Source organism: Actinophytocola sp. (genome assembly GCF_045807065.1).
In the GTDB taxonomy this organism is placed as follows: domain Bacteria; phylum Actinomycetota; class Actinomycetes; order Mycobacteriales; family Pseudonocardiaceae; genus Actinophytocola.
In genome coordinates, this window is the sequence record NZ_JBJMIE010000464.1 from 1 (window position 1) to 2,606 (window position 2,606).

The 2,606-nt window shown below is 70.0% G+C and carries 3 protein-coding genes; all 3 read left to right on the forward strand.

The genetic code is table 11. The features are described 5' to 3' along the window. A partial coding sequence (rpsI, locus tag ACJ73U_RS27265) for a 30S ribosomal protein S9 (RefSeq protein WP_407780573.1) occupies positions 1 to 345 on the forward strand: 345 nt, incomplete at its 5' end. Positions 346 to 652: 307 nt separating this feature from the next. Then, entirely contained in the window at positions 653 to 1,987 is a 1,335-nt protein-coding gene (gene glmM, locus ACJ73U_RS27270) for a phosphoglucosamine mutase (protein ID WP_407780574.1), read from the forward strand. 141 nt (positions 1,988 to 2,128) lie between these two features. Further along, positions 2,129 to 2,491 carry a hypothetical protein gene (locus ACJ73U_RS27275; RefSeq protein ID WP_407780575.1) on the forward strand — a complete coding sequence of 121 codons (363 nt, stop codon included), beginning with the start codon at positions 2,129 to 2,131 and terminating at the stop codon, positions 2,489 to 2,491. Positions 2,492 to 2,606 lie beyond the last annotated feature (115 nt).

Sequence of the window (2,606 nt, forward strand, 5' to 3'; positions counted from 1 at the left end):
GTCCGCGTCCGCCTGACCCCGGGCAGCGGCAAGTTCACCCTGAACGGCAAGTCCCTCGAGGACTACTTCCCGAACAAGGTGCACCAGCAGCTCATCCGTGAGCCCCTGGTCACCGTCGAGAAGCCCGAGGCCTTCGACGTCCGCGCCAACCTCAAGGGCGGCGGCATCACCGGCCAGGCCGGTGCGCTGCGCCTTGCCATCGCGCGTGCGCTCATCGAGCTGGACATCGAGGACCGCCCGGCGCTGAAGAAGGCCGGCTTCCTCACTCGCGACCCGCGGGTGAAGGAGCGCAAGAAGTACGGCCTCAAGAAGGCCCGCAAGGCGCCTCAGTACAGCAAGCGCTGAGTCGTGTCCTCGCGCCGCGCCCTCTGCCCTGGGCGGGGGTGCGGCCAGGGCAGGGGGTCGGTTACGGTCCAGCGAGTTTGGCCTTGTCCACCGCGTCTCCTGGCCGGGAGCCGGGGTGCGGCCAGGAGTTGGCAACTCGGTTGGGTTGGCAAGGGCGGTTCGGGCCGCCGTCGGGCTTGGTTCGCTCGCCCGGACTTGTCGGGTATTGCTTGTTTGGCTTCCAGTGGAACGCCGCGTTCGGTACATGCGATGCACCGGGCGCGGCGTTTCTGCATCCAGAACGTCTGTTGCGGAGGTCTCCTCGACGATGGCTCGCCTTTTCGGTACCGACGGTGTTCGCGGCCAGGCGAACTCGGAACTCACCCCTGAGCTGGCCCTCTCCGTCGCGGCGGCGGCCGCGCGCGTGCTCGCCGAGCACGACAGCTCCCACCGGCCGGTGGCGGTCGTCGGGCGGGATCCGCGGGCGAGCGGGGAGATGCTGCAGGCGGCCGTCGCCGCCGGGCTGACCTCGGCGGGGGCGGACGTGATGCAGCTCGGGGTGCTGCCGACCCCCGCGGTCGCGCACCTCGTCGGTGAGCTGGGTGCCGACCTCGGTGTGATGATCTCGGCGTCGCACAACCCCATGCCGGACAACGGCATCAAGCTGTTCGCCGCGGGTGGGCACAAGCTGCCGGACGTCATCGAGGACGAGATCGAGGCGCACATGGGCGCCGAGTACGCCCGGCCCACCGGTGCCGGCGTGGGCCGCATGTACGACATCGCCGACTCGCTCGACCGCTACATCACGCACCTGCTGAAGTCCTCCACCCACCGCCTCGACGGGCTGCGGGTCGTCGTCGACTGCGCCAACGGCGCCGCGTGGGCCGCCGCCCCCCAGGCGTACCGGGAGGCCGGCGCCGAGGTGATCGCGATCCACGCCATGCCCGACGGCGAGAACATCAACGAGAACTGCGGCTCGACCCACCTCGGCACGCTCCGCGAGACGGTCCTGGCAGAGAAGGCCGACCTCGGCATCGCCCACGACGGCGACGCCGACCGCTGCCTCGCGATCGACGCGGCGGGCAACGACGTGGACGGCGACCAGATCATGGCCGTGCTGGCGCTCGCCATGAAGGAGTCCGGCGACCTGGTCGACAACACCCTGGTCGCGACGGTCATGAGCAACCTGGGCCTGCACCTGGCCATGCGCGAGCACGGCGTCACCCTGCGGACCACCGCCGTCGGCGACCGCTACGTGCTGGAGGCCCTGCGCGAGCACAACCTGTCCCTGGGCGGCGAGCAGTCGGGTCACGTGGTCATGCCCACCCACGCCACCACCGGCGACGGCCTGCTGACCGCCCTGCGCCTGATGTCCCGGATGGCGGCCACCGACCGCCCCCTGGCCGACCTGGCCGGCGTGATGACCCGCCTACCCCAGGTCCTGAAGAACGTGAAGGTGGCCGACAAGGCGGCCGTGGCCACGTCGAGCGCGGTCAGCGAGGCGGTCGCCGCGGTGGAAGCCGAACTGGGCGAGACGGGTCGCGTGCTCCTGCGCCCGTCCGGCACGGAGCAGCTGGTGCGCGTGATGGTGGAGGCTCCGTCACAGGAGGTCGCGGAAGCGGCGGCGCAGCGGCTGGTCGGCGTGGTCAGCACGGCCGTCTGACCTGCACTTCTCATTGGCGAATCCCCCAAAGCGCCCCCGGGTGCGGTGAGGGATCGGTATGTTGCTAGCTGTGTGCGCAGGCGTACGATCCGTGCTTGCGATCACCGATGGGACACCGGGTAGCGGAACATAGGGGACGTGATGTCCGGAGGCTTCGAAGCCAACCCTGAGGCGATTGGCGCGCTCACCACCGCGTTCGCCGAGGCACAGCAGCAGACCGACCAGGTGAAGGCCGCGCTCGAGAAACCGCAGGCCGAGCAGAAGGACTTCGGCCGCTCGTGGCAGGACCCGCTCGGCCGCGACTTCGTCGACTCCATGGGGGCCATCGCCGCCGACCTCGCCAACCTGTCGAAGCTGTTCGCCGACGTGCAGGCCCAGCTGGGGCAGATGTCGAACATGATGGTGGCGGGCGAGACCACGCAGGTGGGTGTGTTCCAGGAGATCGGCTCCGACAGCGGGTCGGACAGTGGCTCCGACGGCGGTTCGACGTCCGGGGGCATCTGACATGAGCATCCGGATCACGCTGCCGGCGGCGTGGGAGGCCTTCAGGAACGAGGCCGACAAGAAGGACTCGACCAGGAACGACCAGTGTTGGGACGTCGTCGGCGACCCGCTCGAC